Source organism: Aggregatibacter aphrophilus ATCC 33389 (assembly GCF_900636915.1).
Taxonomy (GTDB): domain Bacteria; phylum Pseudomonadota; class Gammaproteobacteria; order Enterobacterales; family Pasteurellaceae; genus Aggregatibacter; species Aggregatibacter aphrophilus.
In genome coordinates, this window is the sequence record NZ_LR134327.1 from 1989990 (window position 1) to 2009015 (window position 19026).

The 19026-nt window shown below is 43.8% G+C and carries 19 protein-coding genes; 3 read left to right on the forward strand and 16 right to left on the reverse strand.

Annotation, left to right across the window (positions count from 1 at the left end; translation table 11 throughout):
- Window positions 1–76: 76 nt before the first annotated feature.
- The 9 genes from EL144_RS09555 to dsbC all read right to left on the reverse strand — a co-directional run bounded on the left by EL144_RS09555 (window position 77) and on the right by dsbC (window position 7186).
- On the reverse strand, window positions 77–700 hold the full coding sequence (locus EL144_RS09555) for an energy-coupling factor ABC transporter ATP-binding protein (protein ID WP_032995195.1): 624 nt from the start codon (window positions 698–700) through the stop codon (window positions 77–79).
- Window positions 697–1362 (reverse strand): CbiQ family ECF transporter T component, encoded by a 666-nt coding sequence (locus EL144_RS09560; protein ID WP_050332813.1) that lies wholly within the window; start codon window positions 1360–1362, stop codon window positions 697–699. The genes EL144_RS09555 and EL144_RS09560 overlap by 4 nt, the downstream gene beginning before the upstream one ends.
- Window positions 1359–2012 carry a cobalt transporter CbiM gene (gene cbiM, locus EL144_RS09565; protein ID WP_126379419.1) on the reverse strand — a complete coding sequence of 218 codons (654 nt, stop codon included), beginning with the start codon at window positions 2010–2012 and terminating at the stop codon, window positions 1359–1361. The genes EL144_RS09560 and cbiM overlap by 4 nt, the downstream gene beginning before the upstream one ends.
- Window positions 2012–2518 (reverse strand): hypothetical protein, encoded by a 507-nt coding sequence (locus EL144_RS09570; RefSeq protein ID WP_005703964.1) that lies wholly within the window; start codon window positions 2516–2518, stop codon window positions 2012–2014. Before EL144_RS09570 ends, cbiM begins: the two co-directional genes overlap by 1 nt.
- Window positions 2519–2524: 6 nt before the next feature.
- Entirely contained in the window at window positions 2525–3220 is a 696-nt protein-coding gene (locus EL144_RS09575; RefSeq protein WP_005703963.1) for a DUF4198 domain-containing protein, read from the reverse strand.
- Between the two features lie 160 nt (window positions 3221–3380).
- On the reverse strand, window positions 3381–4073 hold the full coding sequence (locus tag EL144_RS09580; RefSeq protein WP_005703962.1) for a 5'-methylthioadenosine/adenosylhomocysteine nucleosidase: 693 nt from the start codon (window positions 4071–4073) through the stop codon (window positions 3381–3383).
- A 12-nt stretch (window positions 4074–4085) separates the two neighbouring features.
- Window positions 4086–4760, reverse strand: coding sequence for a thiol:disulfide interchange protein DsbA/DsbL (locus tag EL144_RS09585; RefSeq protein ID WP_005700933.1), 675 nt, complete (start codon window positions 4758–4760; stop codon window positions 4086–4088).
- 8 nt (window positions 4761–4768) lie between these two features.
- Window positions 4769–6490 carry a single-stranded-DNA-specific exonuclease RecJ gene (gene recJ / locus EL144_RS09590; RefSeq protein ID WP_005703960.1) on the reverse strand — a complete coding sequence of 574 codons (1722 nt, stop codon included), beginning with the start codon at window positions 6488–6490 and terminating at the stop codon, window positions 4769–4771.
- A gap of 12 nt (window positions 6491–6502) precedes the next feature.
- Entirely contained in the window at window positions 6503–7186 is a 684-nt protein-coding gene (gene dsbC, locus EL144_RS09595) for a bifunctional protein-disulfide isomerase/oxidoreductase DsbC (protein ID WP_005703959.1), read from the reverse strand.
- Window positions 7187–7353: 167 nt separating this feature from the next.
- Here dsbC and prfB point away from each other — a divergent pair.
- Window positions 7354–8452 (forward strand): peptide chain release factor 2 gene (gene prfB / locus EL144_RS09605; protein ID WP_187146683.1). Its coding sequence is split into 2 segments (ribosomal slippage): window positions 7354–7428 and window positions 7430–8452, totalling 1098 coding nucleotides; the frame shifts between segments, so codons are not numbered across the junction.
- A gap of 55 nt (window positions 8453–8507) precedes the next feature.
- Window positions 8508–10016, forward strand: a complete 1509-nt coding sequence (gene lysS / locus EL144_RS09610) for a lysine--tRNA ligase (RefSeq protein ID WP_005703958.1) — start codon at window positions 8508–8510, stop codon at window positions 10014–10016.
- 284 nt (window positions 10017–10300) lie between these two features.
- On the opposite strand, the gene EL144_RS09615 is transcribed toward lysS, so the two are convergent.
- Together EL144_RS09615 and hscB are read right to left on the reverse strand one after the other, a co-directional pair.
- Window positions 10301–10591 (reverse strand): chaperone modulator CbpM, encoded by a 291-nt coding sequence (locus tag EL144_RS09615; protein ID WP_005700939.1) that lies wholly within the window; start codon window positions 10589–10591, stop codon window positions 10301–10303.
- Between the two features lie 22 nt (window positions 10592–10613).
- Window positions 10614–11573, reverse strand: coding sequence for a Fe-S protein assembly co-chaperone HscB (gene hscB, locus EL144_RS09620; RefSeq protein WP_050332811.1), 960 nt, complete (start codon window positions 11571–11573; stop codon window positions 10614–10616).
- Between the two features lie 279 nt (window positions 11574–11852).
- Here hscB and der point away from each other — a divergent pair, with 279 nt between their 5' ends.
- The gene (gene der / locus EL144_RS09625; RefSeq protein ID WP_005703955.1) at window positions 11853–13382 is read left to right on the forward strand and encodes a ribosome biogenesis GTPase Der; all 1530 of its coding nucleotides are present in this window, start codon (window positions 11853–11855) and stop codon (window positions 13380–13382) included.
- Between the two features lie 40 nt (window positions 13383–13422).
- On the opposite strand, the gene EL144_RS09630 is transcribed toward der, so the two are convergent.
- The 5 genes from EL144_RS09630 to udk are packed head-to-tail and all read right to left on the reverse strand — an operon-like array spanning window position 13423 to window position 18905.
- Window positions 13423–15246: a DUF4153 domain-containing protein gene (locus tag EL144_RS09630; protein WP_005703954.1), complete on the reverse strand. Its 1824-nt coding sequence runs from the start codon at window positions 15244–15246 to the stop codon at window positions 13423–13425.
- 18 nt (window positions 15247–15264) lie between these two features.
- Window positions 15265–16455, reverse strand: coding sequence for a sugar transporter (locus tag EL144_RS09635; RefSeq protein WP_005703953.1), 1191 nt, complete (start codon window positions 16453–16455; stop codon window positions 15265–15267).
- A gap of 2 nt (window positions 16456–16457) precedes the next feature.
- Window positions 16458–17660: an AsmA-like C-terminal region-containing protein gene (locus EL144_RS09640; RefSeq protein WP_005703952.1), complete on the reverse strand. Its 1203-nt coding sequence runs from the start codon at window positions 17658–17660 to the stop codon at window positions 16458–16460.
- Entirely contained in the window at window positions 17661–18245 is a 585-nt protein-coding gene (dcd, locus tag EL144_RS09645) for a dCTP deaminase (protein WP_005700947.1), read from the reverse strand. It abuts the gene before it with no gap.
- 9 nt (window positions 18246–18254) lie between these two features.
- The gene (udk, locus tag EL144_RS09650) at window positions 18255–18905 is read right to left on the reverse strand and encodes a uridine kinase (RefSeq protein WP_005703950.1); all 651 of its coding nucleotides are present in this window, start codon (window positions 18903–18905) and stop codon (window positions 18255–18257) included.
- Window positions 18906–19026: the final 121 nt, after the last annotated feature.

The following is a 19026-nucleotide window of genomic DNA, read 5'->3' on the forward strand; positions in this document are numbered from 1 at the left end:
TATCCCCCTGATTTATCGCTATAAAATAAGAACATGCTAAGGATAGCACAACATCAATGTGGGGTTTTGATTGAGATCATAAAGTCAGAATATCGTCCGCCAATTGCGCGGTAAAGCCCCGATGATGAGACGCCACCAACATAGGCAACGACAAGTCGCGCAAAAGTGCGGTCAGTTTTTCGGTATTTTTGCTATCCAACCCGTTAGTCGGCTCATCTAACAATAACATTTTCGGCTGCATCGCCAATACGCCCGCTAAAGCGGTGAAATTTTTTTCGCCACCGGACAGCGTATGCACGGTTCGGTTCTGCAAGTGGGCGATACCAAAGCGTTCCAGTTGCTGCAAAGCAATAGCGTACGCCTGCTGACGCGGCAAGCCTTGATTTAAAGGACCAAATGCTACATCGTCCAGCACTGTTGGTCCGAACAGTTGGTCATCGGCATGCTGAAAACAAAACCCCACCGTGCCACGAAAAGGCGCAAAATCTTTTTCTTCCCGACACAACTGCCCGAATAGACGAATCTCACCGCGAGTAACAGGGACAAAGCCTAACAAAGCAAACAATAAGGTGGTTTTCCCTGTACCGATTTCTCCCTGCACGAAAAAACGTTGTTCTGCTTCAATTTGAAAAGACAGATTATCAATAATCCGTCGTTCACCCCGTTTAATTTGCAATCCATTGACTTGTAAAACCGTCATTTTTTCCCGCTTAATTTTGTTTTTTCGCCGAAACGAAACCCACGACATTTAAGGGCAATTTGCGCTGTTTCGGCTTTGAGTAAAGCATGAACCAATAAGAGAGCCACCCGTTGCGCAGTGACATATAAAGTGCGTCGATTACATCCCGCATGATAACCCCGTGCACGCATCGCCAAATCCATTTTCTGCCGTAATTCACTTAACAAAGCAATATAACGCACCGTGAGTACAAAAAGCCAAATTAATTTGGGTGGCAAAGGCAATTTCCCGATGGCTTGTACCAACATCGCATCGTTCATTTTCCACAGCAACAACCATAACGAAAACAACAACAGGTTCATGCGTAAACTGATTAACAGCGCCGTATCGATGCCTGACGGGTTAAGTTCAACACCATCAGCGCCAATACGCCAACTCAATGCCACCCAAAGCAATAAAGTAAAAATGTTGAATACCAGCCAGCGTTTTAGATAAGGAAAATAAGGATCGCTACTACGATAAATCAAGATCACCAATAAGATTAAGGTGATTCCGTTTAACCATAGCAACAAGGAGGGCTTCGACAAGGCGCTGATCACCAACCCCCAAAGGAATAGGTAAATCAGGCGCAAGTGAGGTGCAAAAAAGTGCGGTGTAAAAAAACGCTGAAAAGCGGAGATCATTGCTCACACCGTTCGTTGTAGCCAATGGTTTTCGGTGAGGCAACAACAGGTTGTAACGCAGCGGGATACATTTTACCGAGTAGGGAAATCACGCCGTAGCTGATAATGCTATCCAACACAAATACAGGCAGATGAGACAGCAACAACAAGGCGATTAAATCCTGATAATGTTTGCCACCATCCAACGACAAGACAAGAGAGGCTAACGCCCCCGCGCCGCCTACGCCAATTACGCCGGCACCCACACCGGTGAACAGTTTCGCCATGAGCCCCATGTCAGGCTGCAAATAACTGCGTAATAAGTAATGCGCCGCCACTGCAGGCAACGCCATCACACACAAGTTTACGCCCAATACGGTAAAGCCACCGAAGGAAAAAAACAGCACCTGTAACAACAAGGCAATTAGAAAGGCCGGGAATACCGCCCAACCAAGAAACAACCCTGCCATGCCATTTAAAATCAAATGAACGCTACCGATGCCTACGGGCACATGGATAGTACTCGCGACAAAAAAAGACGCAGCAAACAATGCGGTCAAAGGCAAACGTTCGCTATCCAAACGGCGCAATCCAACAGTGACACCAATCACAGCTAAAGCAACGCCTGCCAATAACACCGGTGTATGCAATACACCTTCCGATAAATGCATTATTGATGTCCTTTTCTTAATTTGCGGGCTTTTAACCAAGCGACAATACCCGCAATGCCCACAATGTAACCGATGCCCCCTAAAATATCGTGCAGATAAATTTTATCGCGCAACTGTGCAATATCGCCACGCAGTAACAGCAGACTTTCATCGCTCGTTTGAGTTGCCGTGCTTGGCTTCGCGGTGATGCGATCCGCCACCACCGTTGCACGATGACCTTCTTCCCCTTCTACCACCACTTTTAAAGCGATATTCGGTTCTACTTTTAACGGAAGGTAAAAATAACCGTTATTGTCGGTTTTCCCCGTCAACAACGGCTGATTTTCCCCATGGCGCACCACTTCCACATAGGTTTCGGCGGCGGGGGTCATATCGGAATAGTAGGATTTCCCTGTTACGGCCTGCCCATCATACTGGGCAAACACATAAAGTGCGTGCGCCAAGGCATGAGGGGCAGACAATAACAAGGGGAAAAGTGCAGTCAGAATACGCAACGTTTTTTTCATTGTCGCCTACTGAGCATCAAAGGTCAGCATATATTCTACAGAGCGGCGATCGTAATCCGGATTGGTTTTCACCTTTTCTTCAAATTCCGCCCAAACTTTGTTGTAACCTGCCTGCGGAGTAAATTCAGCAATACCTTTGTCGTCAGTTAAGTTAAACGGCGCGTCTTCACCCAATCCCACTTTAATATCTTTCACCGGCTTGCCGTTGTGCAATACTAAAATCGGCAACGGTTTTCCGGCTTTTGGTTGCGCTTGTGGCACCAGTTCATATTCCATGCCATGTGTTTTCGTTGCTTGCTCGTCCCAGTGTAATACGGCTTTACCGAATTTCACCGGATTCACAGAAGATACTGCGGTTGGTTCTTGTTGTTTAGTTTTTTCTACATATTTGCCGCTTGGCAATTTTGACCAAACGCCGTTATCAAAACGGATAAACACTTGTGATGCTTTATCGGCATTGAGATAGGCTTCACCTTCTTTAAATTGATATGTTGCGTTAGAAACGTTACCTTGATTATCTAGCAACTTAACGGCTTTCAATTTGTATTCGGGGTAAGTTTCGGTCTGTTCATGACCGAATTTCACGACATATTGCCCAGCAGAATTAGCCTCTTTGACAGGTTCTAGCCACACGTTGTGGGCATTGGCAATAGATGCAGCAAAAAGTGCGGTACAAATTACACTTGTTTTTAGAAATTTCATTTGATCTCTCCTTTTATCGTTGAATTTTGTCCAATGATAAAATCTGAAGCGACTTTAGAGTCAAGTGTTTTTTAAAGAAATATACGAAAAATGAGGAAGATAGATGAAGAAGAAAATAGATTCCGCGTGCGCTAATACTGCACGCGGAGAGAGAAAATATTTAATTCAATTTCGCCAACATGGCAACAACCATGGCGGAGGATTGTTTGGCAGCGAGCGGAAGAAATTCTTCAAAAGACATATTGGCTTTGTCGTCACCCGCATCGGAAATGGCGCGCACGACCACGAAAGGCACGTTAAAAGCGTGGCAAACTTGCGCGATTGCAGCCGCCTCCATTTCCACAGCAATAACATTCGGGAAATCCCGTTTGATTTGTGCTAAACGTTCACCGCCTTGAATAAAGCTATCGCCGGAACAAATTAAACCGCGTTTTACATGCCGCCCTAACTGTTGGGCTGTTTGTTCCGCCAATTCGACCAATGCTGCATCGGAAACAAAAGTGACAGGGCATGCAGGAAGTTGTCCTTTGGCATAACCGAAAGCAGTAACATCAGCATCGTGATATTGCGTTTCAGTGGAAACAATGACATCTCCGACACTTAATCCTTCAGCCACGCCACCGGCAGAACCGGTATTAATTACAATATCTGGTTTGGTTAATTGCAATAAGGCTGTCGTCCCCATGGCAGCGGCAACTTTGCCGATACCGGATTGCAACAAGGCGACTTGTTTACCTTGAATATTGCCTTCATATATAGTGCATGCCGCCAATTTTGTGACATTTTTATCGGTCATTAAACCCACTAAAATATCCACTTCCTGCGCCATGGCGCCCACAATACCGATTTTCATTTGTTTCCTTAACTACTCTTTTTTATTGATTAAATAATCCAACACCGCAAGGGCATAATCATCGTTATACAAGGTGCTGGCGGTCAATACATATTTGCCGTTAATCACCACATAAGGGAAAGTAAACACACCATAATCTTCCGTTAAATGAATAGCATAATCTACGTCACGTTTTACTTTTTCGGAATGATAGGTCCGTAAGAATTTACTGCGCTCAACACCTTGATTTTCCAACCAAGGCAGTAAATTATCCATTTGTGACAATCGAATATAATTAGTTTTTTCCGATGTTTCGAACATCAAAGCGGATGAAACATTTTCAGCATCTAAATGTTGTAGGGTATAAAATACATTCGCTGAAAAGCGGGCTTTGGCAGTAGCGACGGGATGTTCTACCAGCGCGACTTTATCGCGATTAATTTGCTCATAGAGATCTAACACATCTTGTGCAGAAGAACATACACGGCAGTCATAATCAAAGAAAAACTCAATGAGAATTTTGTGATCACTACGCGGTGGAAATGAAACAGGCTCCACATAAGAAAAATAGTCTTTGCCGTCTTCAAATTGAATGGTTTCGTCGTCCAATAATTGTCTCGGGGAATCGGTAGAAAATGCCTCTTCATGTTGCGCGAAGGCAACATGACCAATACATAACAATATGATGAATGACCCGACCCGTAACATGGTTTGTGCTAATTTCCTAAAGGCTCAATATAATCCACTAGTAACTGGACACCTCGATTGCCACGAAACTCATTGATATCTAATTTATACACCAGTTTCGCGTTTTTTATTGATAAATCAGGATAATACCGCGTATCTACATTAAAGGTGATAGCATCTAATAATGGTCCGCCCAGTTTGGGCTCCACCATCATTTTTAAGTGTTTTTCACCTACTAACCGTTGTTGCAAAATCTTAAACTCACCGTCAAACATCGGTTCAGGAAACGCCTGTCCCCAAGGACCGCCCTGCTGTAAAGTCTCCGCCGTAGCGAGATTTAACAAATCCGTACTTAATTCACCGTCCGTCCAAATCGTACCTTGTAGCTGATCTTGCGCCAACAACTCGCTAACAGTTTGATTAAAAATACGTTGAAAATCCGCCAAATAGGGTTCAGGAATACTTAAACCTGCTGCCATGGCATGACCACCAAATTTTAAAATTAAATCAGGATATTGCGAATAGACTCGTTCCAGCGCATCACGAATATGCAAGCCTGGAATAGAGCGTGCAGAACCTTTTAAAATGCCATCCTGCTCCTGTGCAAAGGCAATCGCTGGGCGGTGAAATTGGTCTTTAATACGCGATGCCACAATGCCCAATACACCTTGATGCCAATCCGCCTGATACAGCACTATGGAATGTGGCAATTGGTTTTCAAGTGCGGTGAGATTTTGGCATATTTTTAAAGCTTCCAGCTTCATGCCCTGCTCGATTTCTTTGCGCGCTTGATTTAAGCCGTCTAATTCTAACGCCAAGGCACGGGCGTTTTCCATGTTTTCCGCCAGCAATAGTTCAACGCCTACGGACATATTATCCAAACGTCCCGCCGCATTTAATCGCGGTGCAATAGAAAAACCCAAATCCGATGCGGAAAATCCCGTTAAATCCCGTTTTGCCACTTCTGCCAAAGCTCGAATACCAAAACGGCAACGCTGCGCTTTAATACGCGCCAAGCCCTGATACACCAGAATGCGATTGTTTTGATCCAACGGCACTACATCAGACACCGTACCTAACGCCACCAAATCCAGCAGTTCGGTGAAATTCGGCTGATTTTTGGCGTCAAACATGCTCAATTCACGAAATTTCGCCCGCAAAGCAAGCATAAGATAAAACGCCACGCCCACACCGGCGAGACTTTTCGACGGAAAACCGCAATGGGCAAGATTCGGATTGATGATGGCATCGGCACTCGGCAAGCTTTCCGGCGGCAAATGATGGTCGGTAACGATAACATTCACACCCTGTTCTTTTAGAAACGCCACGCCCTCATGAGAAGATACACCATTATCCACCGTGATAAGCAGTTCAACATCCAGCGCCAATGCCTCTTGCGCCACTGCAACACTTAAACCGTAACCTTGCTCGAAGCGATTCGGTACCAAATAAGCGACGTTGACAAAACCAAGCTGACGCAACGCCAACACTGCCAATGCTGTGCTTGTCGCTCCGTCCGCATCGAAATCGCCGACGATAACGATTTTTTGCTGTTTTTCGTAGGCTTCCAGCAAAAGCGCCACAGCATCATCCAAACCGGACATCAGATTCGGGTTGTGAATGGCGGCTAAAGTGCGGTCTAATTGACAAGCGTTTTTAATGTGCCGCGAACGATAGAGACGATCCAAGAGCGGATCGTCACAGAGTTTATTACCTGCCGGCACTTCACGGCGTAAGATTTGTTTTTGCACAGCTGATCTGTATTATCCTTCTAATGCCGCAAGTAAATCAGCAGGTTTTAGATAACCACCAATAACTTCGCCTTCACTGGTAATGATAGTCGGCGTTCCGTTTACACCAAATTGAGCGCCAAGCAAATAATGTTTTCTCACCACATTCGGGGTCTTCAATTCTTTTGGAAGATAGCCTTTTTCCGCTTCGTTTAAAGCGAATGTCGGGTCTTTTGCGGTAAAAATCGCTTCCATTTGCCCTGCCGTTTGACTCTCCATACCTGCACGCGGGAACGCCAAATAACGTACGGTAATGCCTAAGTCGTTATATTCTTTCACTTGTTGATGTAACAAATGGCAGTAGTGGCAGGTAATATCCATGAACACGGTGACGACATGTTTTTCATTTTTTGCCGGATATACAATCATTTCGTTTTTCAGCGCATTTAATTTATCCAGCAACACTTTATTAGTGACGTTGCTAATGCCTTTATCGGTTAATTTGTAGATTTTTCCTTGTAATAAATATTCGCCGTCTTCACTTGCGTAAAAAATGCCTTGGTCGCTTACGACAGTTTTCAAGCCTTTAATCGGTGAAGTTTGAATATCAATATCTTTCACACCTAGCTTTTCCAATTTACTTTTCAGTGCAGCATCATTTGCCGTTACACTCATAGATATAGCCAAAAGAGAAAGCGTAGTAATAATTTTTTTCATTTCTGTTGTTCCTAAATAAGTGAAATTGAGCGTAAATTATAAAAGTAATTGACGCGTTATGCAAAATTCACAGAATTTCACAGTTGGAGTTTCGTTCACTCTACCCAATTCCCGCAAAATCCCTTATAATCCCGCACTTAATTTACCTTTTTACGACATTCATTATCATGCTTGAAATTAATCCTATCAAAAATAAAATCACCGATTTAACCGACCGCACTTCTGTGCTTCGGGGGTATCTTTGACTTCGACGCTAAAACGGAGCGTTTAGAAGAAGTTAACGCCGAGTTAGAACAGCCTGATGTATGGAATGACGCAGACAAGGCGCAGGCACTCGGCAAAGAGCGCGTTTCTTTAGAACAGGTAGTTAACACCATTAAAAATTTAGAGCAAGGCTTGGAAGATGTAGACGGTTTGTTGGAACTTGCCGTGGAAGCGGAAGACGAAGCCACCTTCAACGAAGCCGTTGCCGAATTAGACGAACTGGAACAACAACTCGCCAAACTGGAATTCCGCCGTATGTTCAGCGGCGAACACGATGCCTGCGATTGTTATGTAGATTTGCAAGCAGGCTCCGGCGGTACCGAAGCGCAAGACTGGACAGAAATGTTACTTCGTATGTATTTGCGTTGGGCAGAAAGCAAAGGATTCAAAACCGAATTAATGGAAGTCTCCGATGGCGATGTGGCCGGTGTTAAATCTGCTACCATTCGTGTTAGCGGCGAATACGCATTCGGCTGGCTACGCACGGAAACCGGCATTCACCGTTTGGTGCGCAAAAGCCCGTTTGACTCCAATAACCGTCGCCATACCTCATTCAGCGCAGCTTTCGTCTATCCTGAAATTGACGACGATATTGATATCGAAATCAATCCTGCCGATTTGCGTATTGACGTTTATCGCGCCTCCGGTGCGGGCGGTCAGCACGTGAACAAAACCGAAAGTGCGGTGCGAATCACCCACATGCCAAGCGGTATCGTGGTGCAATGTCAGAACGACCGCTCCCAACACAAGAACAAAGATCAGGCAATGAAACAACTTAAAGCGAAGTTGTACGAATTGGAATTGCAAAAGAAAAATGCCGACAAACAAGCCATGGAAGACAATAAATCCGACATCGGCTGGGGCAGCCAAATTCGTTCTTATGTGTTGGATGATTCCCGTATTAAAGATTTGCGCACCGGCGTAGAAAATCGCAATACGCAAGCAGTGTTAGACGGCGACTTGGATCGGTTTATTGAAGCCAGTCTCAAAGCCGGATTGTAAAAGTGCGGTCGTTTTTAAAAACGTTTTTTAAAATTGAAAATTAAAGGTAAATAAAATGTCAGAACAAGAAGTAAAAGAGTTAGATCTCAACGGTGAAATGTTAGTACGCCGTGAAAAACTCGCGGCCTTGCGCGCCAAAGGCAATGCCTTCCCGAACCGATTCCGTCGCGATTCGCTTGCACAGGATTTGCACGATAAATATGATGCCGAAGAGGGCGAAGCATTAAAAGAAAAACACATTGAAGTTACCGTTGCCGGACGTATCATGACTCGTCGCGCCATGGGTAAAGCCACCTTTATCACCATTCAAGATATGAGCGGCAAAATTCAGCTTTATGTGGCGCGCGATAACTTGCCTGAAGGCGTGTATAAAGATGATGTAGGTCACTGGGATTTGGGTGACATTGTCGGTATTAAAGGTTCGCTATTCAAAACCAAAACCGACGAACTCACCGTGAAAGCCACCAAAGTTCAGTTATTAACCAAAGCCCTTCGCCCGCTGCCGGACAAATTCCACGGTTTAACCGACCAAGAAGTGCGTTATCGTCAACGTTATTTGGATTTAATTTCTAACGAAGAATCCCGCCGCACTTTCATCATTCGTTCTAAAGTCGTCGCCGGCATTCGTGAATATTTCCTTTCCAAAGGCTTCATGGAAGTGGAAACCCCAATGTTGCAAGTGATTCCGGGTGGTGCAGCGGCTCGTCCGTTTGTCACACATCACAATGCCTTAGACGTGGATATGTATTTGCGTATCGCACCGGAACTTTACTTAAAACGTTTAGTGGTAGGCGGCTTTGAACGCGTATTCGAATTGAACCGCAATTTCCGCAACGAAGGCGTTTCCGTACGTCACAATCCCGAATTCACCATGCTGGAATACTACCAAGCCTACGCCGATTACCATGATTTAATGGACAACACCGAAGAATTATTGCGCAAATTGGCGATTGATATTTTAGGCACCACCATCGTGAAATATGGCGACTTAGAATTTGATTTCGGCAAACCGTTCGAACGTATCACCTTACACAACGCCATCATCAAATACGGCGCCGAAAAAGGCATTGTGAAAGAAGATTTATACGATTTCGACCGCGCCAAAGCCACCGCAGAACGTTTAGGCATTGAGGTGCAAAAATCCTGGGGTTTAGGCAGCATTGTGAACGCCATCTTTGAAGAAGTGGCAGAACATCACTTAATTCAGCCGACTTTTTTAATGGCTCACCCTGCTGAAATTTCACCGCTCGCCCGTCGTAACGATGAAAACCCGGAAGTGACAGATCGCTTTGAACTCTTCATCGGCGGACGTGAAATCGGTAACGGTTTCTCCGAATTAAACGATGCCGAAGATCAAAATGAACGTTTTGACGCCCAAGTAGCTGCCAAAGAAGCCGGTGATGACGAAGCGATGTTTAAAGACGAAGATTTCGTTGTGGCCCTTGAACACGGTCTTCCACCAACGGCCGGCGAAGGCTTGGGTATCGACCGCTTAGCCATGCTTTATGCCAATGCCCCATCCATCCGTGATGTGATTTTGTTCCCGGCTATGCGTCAGAAATAATCCGAATAAAATCCAAAAGGAAGTCGATCGACTTCCTTTTTTTCTCCCTCTATCGAACGATCACTGACAAGTAGGCGCTTAAAAATAATACATTAGGCTCTTAATCCATTGGTCGAACCTCACTGCCGAAGAGACTATTCAGAAAAACGTCCCCAAAAAGCACCGCACTTTTTTCAAGTGCGGTCACAAAATCCATTGAATTTCGAACGCTGGCTTTACTAACGGCCCCAAAGGGGCGAACAAGTCACCTCTGTGATTTGTAAGTAATTTTTTCCAATGTTTTTTTAACGCTCATCCAGTAATGAAATCGGGCGAGTTTGTTTACGAAGTTCTTCTACTTCGTCTAACAGACGCATAATGAGGCTTAAAGCGGGGATGCTGGCATCAAAGTCATGGCTTAAGCGGTGAGCGCGGCGCACACGAGCCATTTGGAAACCGCTGAAAACCGCCTGCTCGGGCCGCCCATCCACAGAAATCACGCCTTCTTCTATCAATTCCAGTAGCCACTGGCGATCAGCAGAGCACACTTTCAACATTTCATTAAAGCTCAATTTAATATCAATATCTTGATTCATCATTTCAATTCCTTATTCTGTCTTATACCTGTTTGGCAGTAAAGTGTGCCGCTAATTGCTCCCATGCAACACGGTCGGCATCATTCTCGATGGTCGGCACTACAATACGAATATTTAAATATAAGTCGCCTGCCTCTTTGGCCGGAATGCCTTTACCTTTCAAGCGGATGCTTTTACCGTTTTGGCTGTTTGCCGGTAAGTTAATTTGTAGGCGTCCGCCAAGGGTAGTAACCTGAATCTTACCACCTAATGCTGCCTGCCACGGAAACACATCGATAGTTTGACAAACGTCTTTTTTATTTTTTACATAAAGATCAGGGCGTTCATGGAAACGAATTTTCAAATACAAATCGCCGTTTTCGCCGCCGTTAATACCGGGTAAACCTTGGCGCGCCAAACGGATTTGCTGTCCTTCGGTAATACCTTTTGGAATTTTCACATTTAAGGTTTTATTTTGTTGGATAATTCTTCCATAATCGTCAATGGTTGGCACATTTAAACTCAAAGAACGCTCCGTGCCATCATAAGCGGCGGCAATGTCAATACTGAGTTCTGCGTACTGATCTTCACCTTTCATTGGCCCTGTTTGGCGAGTACGGGATTGTTGCTGTCCACCACGCCCGAAGGCAGAAAACAGATCTTCAAAATGAAAATCTTCTTGTCCGAACGGCTCGCCGTCACCAGAATGGAACTCATAGTGGCGGAAACCGTTGGCATTGCCGTAAGCACCTTCAAATGGGTTACCCTGAGCTTGCGCCCGACCAAACGGGTTTGCCAACATTTCGTCATATTCTGCCCGTTTTTGCGGATCTTTTAAGGTTTCATAGGCTTCATTCACCTCCGCGGTTTTCTGCACTGCATCAGGATCTTTGCTCACATCAGGGTGATATTTACGCACCAATTTTCGATACGCTTTTTTAATGCTGTCGAGGTCGGCGTTTTTTTCAACGCCCAATACCTCATAATAGGTTTGTTTTGCCATAGTTATCCTTTTAAATGTTAATGTTTGTCATTCGGTTTATTGTTGTTGTCGTTCCTCACTCACAAGCAACAACTAATGAACTCATCATAATTTGAGTAAATTTTGTTCTGTTTAATATAATAACAATATGAATTTTTTAAAGTAGTTTTTTCATCATTTAATTACCTCAAGCAACGCCTTGTCATTTCTCATTGCGGGTAAAATCCGCTATAATGCGAGCCATTTTTCCGGTGCCGATTTCGACGTTTCCATGGCACATTTCATTTATAAGAGGTTTTTATGACAACTCCTGTTGTTGCACTGGTTGGCCGTCCGAACGTGGGCAAATCCACCTTATTCAATCGTCTGACCCGCACCCGTGACGCGTTAGTCGCCGACTTCCCCGGCCTAACCCGTGACCGAAAATACGGCCATGCCCACCTCGCAGGTTATGACTTTATTGTTATTGACACCGGCGGTATCGATGGCACGGAAGAAGGCGTAGAAGAAAAAATGGCGGAGCAATCATTACTTGCCATTGAAGAAGCGGACATTGTGTTATTTTTAGTAGATGCCCGCGCCGGCTTAACGTCAGCGGATATTGGTATCGCCAACTATTTACGCCAACGCCAAAATAAAACTACTGTGGTAGTCGCCAATAAAGTGGACGGCATTGACGCTGACTCCCACTGTGCCGAGTTTTATCAATTAGGCTTAGGTGAAATCGCCCAAATTGCGGCTTCTCAAGGACGCGGTATCGCCAACCTGATGGAACAAGTATTAAGTCCGTTAGCGGAAAAAATGGCGGAAAAAGAGGAAGAAAGTGCGGTAGAAAATGATGATGTTTCTGAAATGGCTCAACACGATGAATGGGATGAGGATTTCGATTTTTCAAATGAAGAAGACACCGCGCTTTTAGATGAAGAATTGGCGCAGGAACAAACACCGGACAGTGAAAATATCAAAATTGCCATTGTAGGACGTCCGAACGTGGGCAAATCCACGCTGACTAATCGCATTTTAGGCGAAGATCGCGTGGTGGTTTACGATATGCCGGGCACCACCCGCGACAGTATTTATATTCCGATGGAACGTGACGGCCAACAATACACCTTAATCGACACTGCCGGTGTGCGTAAACGCGGTAAGGTGCATTTGGCGGTGGAAAAATTCTCCGTCATCAAAACGCTACAAGCCATTCAAGACGCTAATGTGGTATTGCTCACCATTGATGCACGGGAAAACATTTCCGACCAAGATTTATCACTGCTTGGCTTTATCTTAAATGCCGGCCGTTCCTTGGTTATCGTGGTGAATAAATGGGACGGTTTGAATCAAGAGGTGAAAGATCGCGTGAAATCGGAACTTGATCGCCGTTTGGATTTTATTGATTTCGCCCGTGTGCATTTTATTTCAGCCTTGCATGGCAGCGGTGTCGGCAATTTATTTGAATCTGTCAAAGAAGCCTATGAATGCGCCACGCAGAAAATGACCACATCCATGCTTACCCGCATTCTGCAAATTGCGGTGGATGAGCATCAACCGCCGATGATTGGCGGTCGTCGGGTGAAATTGAAATATGCCCACCCGGGCGGTTACAACCCGCCGATTATTGTGATTCACGGCAACCAAGTGGATAAACTGCCGGATTCCTACAAGCGTTATTTATCCAACCATTTCCGTCGTAGCTTGAAAATTATCGGTTCGCCAATTCGTCTGCAATTCCAAGAAGGCAATAATCCATTTGCCGGCAGACGCAATAAACTCACGCCGAACCAATTACGTAAACGTAAACGTTTGATGAAGTTTATTAAGAAAGCAAAACGATAAACAAAAAGTGCGGTGAAAAATCACCGCACTTTTTTATCTTCTATTTATAGAATACGCCGTTAATGGATAGCCGTTGTGCGGCATAACCTTTGTAGTCACCTCTTTCGTCATATTCAATAGTTAAATAATCAAAAAAGACCACTACGTCACCTAACACTACATAAGGTTTGGCGTCTTTTGTTAAGATTGCCAACTCATTTTTAGTGTATTTTTTGTGAATATCCAAATTGTATCGAACAAACAAATCACGCAAATAGGCATCAAGATTCCATGTAACGTATTCTCCACCCTCTTTTCGTTGTATTTTTAACAAAAAATCCGGCGGGTTATTGTTGCGCAAGAAATCTCCGCATTTGACATAAGCACCATTTAATTTGCCGTGCGAATCTAAAACCGCTTCCAATCCAATCTGACAATCCTCTTCTTTTGAATTAAGCTCACTAATGGTAAATCGACGATCTGCTACTTCACCGTTAAGCCACAGGAAACGGTTGTAATTCTGAATGTCCATAAACTGCTCTTGTTTATTTTCAATCTCAAAATAAGACACCAATTCCTCTTGATAACCATTCGATTCAGGCAACCATTCATAAAGCGATTTTTCTTTCGAAATACCATAATGTTGTTTGAATTCCTCAACCCATTGTTCATCTGCTCGTAACAACACTGCATAAGTTCTATTGCGAAATTCATCAGACAATTTAGCATCATTTCCTCGAGTCGCTGTCCATTGTTTAATGTGCTCTTCAGTTAATTTGCCATTGCTATCTAATAATTGTTGAGTTTTTACAAAATTATCAAAACGAGCCAATTGATCTTGGTAAGCGATTTGGTTTGCGTCAATCACAAAAACATTACTTAATAACGCTAGCAACAACACGCCGGCAAGAAGACGATATTGTCTGATTTTCGGCACGAGCAAAATGAAGTTCCATAATGCAAGAACCATAGCCCCCATGAGTAAATACACGCGATCTTGAGTCAAGCCATAATACTGAATGCGAATAGACATGGCATACCACAACATCACCAACGGCAATAAATTGAGCCACGGCAACAGACGATAAAACTTCTGCCATTTTTCGTTATCCAACAGGATTTGCAAGGCATAAAGCACAATGCCAATCATCAAATAAGGAAATGCCACATTGGCGATCATGCCTTCCGGCATTTTACCTTGGATCAAAATCGATACTGCATAAGCGTAAATAATCAGAGTATAAATCACCAACGCAGGGGATAAAATCCAGTTTAGCAGAATCTTGCTTAATTCATTAAAACGCCCGCTAAAGAGATTTTCTCGTTGCGACAAACTTAAATATGCCAGTGGGAAAATCCACCACCACGTCACTAACCAAATCCGAGAATACATCGACAAGGCATACATATCCACATGGAATAATGCTTGAATGGCTGCTGCCAATCCGTTGCCTATTCCACCGATGATCAGCGCAAACAATGTAGCAATCACAGCATTGAGCATATTATTGAGCAAGATGCTCATAAAAGTGCGGTTGTTTTTTGCCAGGTTTTTACACAAGAAAATTACTAATACGGCAAGGTTTAAAATACCGAAACGCGCACTTTGTATGAAATCGTTAAGATCAACCAATGTCGCCAACACTCCAAACGCGATAGGAATAAAAATACTCAAACGATAATATTTATTTCCATGGGTCAAATTAACCAACATAAACGCCATTGGCGCCCATAGCAAAAAGTCGGCATAACGCTCCATCATTGCCTTGGGTTCAGGGGCAAAAATCGGGATTGCACCACAAATTGCCACCAATAAAAGCTCAACCGGGTGTCGAATCAAAGCCTGCTTCGCAAGTTGAACAAATTGCAAGAGCCATTTTTTCATAAAATTTCCTTCTTTTTATTAGAGATTATTTCCGCTATTGGCTTTTCCATAGCGAAAATGAATATAAATAAACAGCAGTAGCCCCATCGCTGCAAAGGCCGCCCCGGAAAAACCGATATTGGCTAAACCAAGATGTTGCATCACTTGATTTCCAAACAACGCACCTCCTCCTATACCAATGTTATATAGCCCCGAATAAATGGCCATGGCCACATCCGTCGCATCCGGCGCCAGTTGCAACACCCGCACCTGCAAACTCAGTCCAATACCCGAAATACCAACACCCCATACGAATGCCAGTAAATACATGGAAAATTCGCTATGACTGAATGGTAATAGCAAGATCAAAGAAAGTACTAAAATAGCCATGGACGCCAACAAGAATTTGGCCGGCGCAAAACGGTGAAAGCGGTTAAAGAGAAGGCTTGCGGTTACCCCTGACAACCCAAAAATCAATAAAATTGCAGTGGCCACACCATCACTCATTCCTCCAACGCGAATGATGAAGGGCTCAATATAACTATAAGCGGTAAAATGCGCTGAGATAATAAGTATAGTTAATGCATAGAGTCCCACTAATAACGGGCGCTTAAATAAAGAAGGCACGCTACTTAGTGAACCGGCGTTGCGACTAGCCAAGTGCGGTAGGAATCGATAAAGCAATAAGAGGATACAAAACGCAAGAAAAGCAATAATGCCAAAGGCTTCTCGCCAACCTAAAAACTGTCCGATAACCCGTCCGAGCGGCAAACCTAACACCATCGCCAACGCACTGCCCATCGCCAATAGCCCGATGGCCTGCGCTTTTTTGTCTTTCGGCGCCACACGCACAGCCAAGGATGTGGTAATCGACCAGAAAATTGCGTGAGTAAACGCAATGCCGATACGGGAAAGCAACAACACCCAAAAATCCCACGCCAATACCGACAAAATATGGCTGGCAACAAAAATAATGAATAATTTAATTAACAGGCTACGCCGTTCCAATTTTGCCGTCATCAACATAAACGGCAACGACATGAGGGAGACAATCCAAGCATAAATGGTAATCATCAGCCCGGTTTGCGCCACGGGGATTTGAAAACTGTGAGCAATGTCTGAAAGTAAAGCCACCGGTAAAAACTCGGTGGTGTTAAATACAAAAGCGGCAAAAGCCAACAAAACGACGCGGAAAAATTTTAGGCGTCGAACAATTCTTAAAGCAACCATCGTTATTGTTTTAATTTACGTTTAATAAGATCTTTAATTTTACTGCGCAAGTTTTTGTCAAATTGCACTTCATATTGCGGTGAATAGCAGCTATCAAAAAAGCGAATTGGCAAAGTGAACTCCGCATATTTTTCATCGGTCGGATGCAGATTTAAATCAACGTTACATTGCATAGATTGTAAATCCACAATGCCCTTTCCCTCACCTAAAAGTGCGGTGGTTTTTAACGACATTTTTTCAATGTCCAGTTGATGCCCATTGAGTCGGAAAAGGCTGGTCGCTTGATCATATTTGGTGTTTAAGCTGACTTTCTCTTTAAGTTCTGCATCATTCCAATTGATCGGTAAATACTGCCCTGCTAAGTCCAACAGATTCAAACCCAATAATTCGCCGTTTTTAGCATCGAAAAAGAATTCACCGTTAATGATTTGAGAATGGGCAAACTGCACGGCAATCTCTACATCAGCGGAACCGGTAATAGTTTTCGGGAAAGTCAGCCACATCAACAAACGTTCAATAGGATAATTTCTAGCGGAAAAAGCGACCGCACTTTGTTCCGGCTCGCTTACATAATCCAAGTGCGCAGTACAAGGCAAATTCGGTAGGCAGCCGGAATCAATATCTGCAGTGAGATGTTTGGTGTATTGGGATAAATCCAACTCCGTTTTAACAAAACCTACCTTCTCTTCATTTAAAACAACATGATCAAAATAGGCTGCAAGTTTTCTCTCATTACTGCGCTCAATTCCGCCTTTGATAAAGCGAAAATTAAAAATTCTATTGTTACCGTACAGTGGTTTTGCTAATTCCACCACAATCTGACTATCACCACTCAACGCGATATTGTCAGGAGTAATGTTATCAAGGGAAAAATCAGAGAAACGCATTTGAATATTTGCCGAGTTTTGCGCGTTTTCAGAGAGCTTAACATTTTGAATGTCGACTTCCTGCAATTTGACATCACCAAAAAACATTGCCGATAAGGGAAATTTGCCTGTCAGTTTTTCAATGCTAATTTGGTTGTGTTTAACGCTTTCAAAAGCCAAATAAGGCTGCGGAAAAACGCCAATATTAAACTCTTGGAAAGTGGTTTCATGTTGCGCCAGTTTAGCGGTGACCTTGGTTTCCAACTTCTGAATTTGGACATAAAAAAATGCAAAGATCGCCAATATCACGACCAAAGTAATGATTGCGATCTTTTTCATTTATTTGTCCTCGTCAATACGGCTGGCAACAGCATTTTGCTGGTTTTTATATTTAGCATCTTTGCGACTGCTGTAAGGGCGTGCAGCTGGGCCACTTAACACTTCAAAACTCAATGCACCAATAATCATATTTGGGCGCAACGCCAACGGCAGCTTGCCGGAATTGTAAAATTCCAACACAATTTTGCCCTCCCAGCCTGGGTCAATGCGATGTGCGGTCACATGCACCATTAAACCTAAACGAGCCAAAGAAGAACGTCCATCCAGCCAACCGATAATATTGGCCGGCAGTTTTACCGATTCCAAAGTGGTGGCAAGAGCAAGCACACCGGGGTGTAAAAAGAAGGCTTCATCATCGCCGATAATAATTTCATCGCTCATCACTGATTCTAACTGCGCCGACACTTCTTCTTTCGGACCGCTTAAATCAATGTAAGGTGCGGAATGTTCACGGAACACACGGAAAGAATTACCCAAGCGGACATCAATAGTAGCGCCGTTAATTTTGTCATTTGATGGACGCGGACTAAGAGAAATTAAACCTTCGTCTAAATAACGTTCAATGTCAGTATCACATAATCTCATCATCTGCTCCTATTTTTTACTTAATAGCTGCATGATTTGGGCTTTTAGCATATTGATGGCAATACGATTTTTGCCACCACGCGGAATCACAATATCGGCGTGCTGTTTAGAAGGCTCGATAAACTGTAGGAACATTGGGCGCACAGTGGCGCGATATTGATCAATGACCGATTGAAGGGAACGTCCGCGTTCTTCCATGTCACGCTGTAAACGACGAATAAAACAAATATCCAACGGCGTATCCACAAACACTGAAATATCCGTTAACTGACGTACGCGTTCATCAGTAAGCAACAAAATACCTTCTAAAATAACAATACGTTTTGGGGTGAAATAAGTGACGTCGTTGGTACGAGTGTGATCCACATAACTATAAACAGGAATTTCCACGGCCTTGCCAGCTTTTAAAGATTTCAAATGTTGGATAAGCAAGTCACGATCCATGGAATTGGGATGGTCATAATTGGTTTTGACCCGTTCGGACATTTCTAAATGATTTTGATCTTTGTAATAACTATCTTCCGCAATGATGCCGATTTCTTCACAGCCCAATTCATTACACAGCTCTTTGTGTACCGTAGAAGCAATAGAACTTTTACCTGAAGCCGAAGCGCCTGCAATGGCGATAATAATACAAGATGAAGTTTGATTCTCTGACATGCCGTTTCCCTTTCTCTTATAGACGTGAATAAATTGGCGGAATTATAAAGAAAAACGCGGCATATTTATAGAAATAACACTGAGAATCGATGAAATTTCTACGGATAATTCGCCACGTAAG